This window comes from Streptomyces sp. NPDC001480, assembly GCF_042894725.1.
GTDB lineage: Bacteria > Actinomycetota > Actinomycetes > Streptomycetales > Streptomycetaceae > Streptomyces.
This window is the reverse complement of sequence record NZ_JBIAVX010000074.1, coordinates 1-1,003: the sequence shown is the minus strand read 5'-3', so window position 1 is coordinate 1,003 and position 1,003 is coordinate 1. Positions and strand designations below refer to the sequence as shown.

The window sequence follows — 1,003 nt, the reverse complement described above, 5'->3', positions numbered from 1 at the left end:
GACGACGGTCCAGGTGTCGCCGCCGGCCAGCAGGGCGGCCAGGTCGCCCTTGCCCCGCTGCTCGACCGCGTGGTCCAGCTGGTCGGCCATCTGGTCGTCGTAGACCGGGCGGTCGACGGATCTGAAGACCCCGATCGGGGTGTGGTGCAGGGTGTCGGGGTCGGCGAGGCGGGAGAGGGCGAACGCGGTGGTCGGGGACTCCGCCCGGGCGTCGTGGACCAGCACGTCGGCCTCGTTGTCGGGGGTGACGGTGACGACCTTCAGGTCACCGGTCCGCCGGTCGCGGACCACGCCGCGGCCGCCGTCCGCGCCGAAGCGGATCGGCTGCCCGTGCTCGAGGCGGATGAGTGCTTCTTCGGCTTGTTGCTTGTCCTTGAGGGCGTCGAAGGCGCCGTCGTTGAAGATGTTGCAGTTCTGGTAGATCTCGATCAGCGCGGTGCCGGGGTGGCCGGCCGCGGCGCGCAGCACCTCGGTGAGGTGTTTGCGGTCGGAGTCGATGGTGCGGGCCACGAAGGAGGCTTCGGCGCCGAGGGCGAGGGAGACCGGGTTGAAGGGGGCGTCGAGGGAGCCCATCGGCGTGGATTTGGTGATCTTGCCGACTTCGGAGGTCGGGGAGTACTGGCCCTTGGTGAGGCCGTAGATGCGGTTGTTGAACAGCAGGATCTTGAGGTTGACGTTGCGGCGCAGGGCGTGGATGAGGTGGTTGCCGCCGATGGACAGCGCGTCGCCGTCACCCGTCACCACCCATACGGACAGGTCGCGGCGGCTGGTGGCCAGGCCGGTGGCGATGGCGGGGGCGCGGCCGTGGATGGAGTGCATCCCGTAGGTGTTCATGTAGTACGGGAAGCGGGAGGAGCAGCCGATGCCGGAGACGAAGACGATGTTCTCCTTCGCCAGGCCCAGCTCGGGCATGAAGCCCTGCACGGCCGCCAGGATCGCGTAGTCCCCGCACCCCGGGCACCAGCGCACCTCCTGGTCCGACTTGAAGTCCCTCATCGACTGC

At 69.1% G+C, this 1,003-nt stretch carries 1 protein-coding gene; it reads right to left on the bottom strand.

Annotated features, from left to right (window positions below; genetic code table 11):
* The coding region (locus ACFY01_RS46770; protein WP_390741887.1) for a 2-oxoacid:ferredoxin oxidoreductase subunit beta at nt 1–1,003 on the bottom strand (1,003 nt) is incomplete at both ends.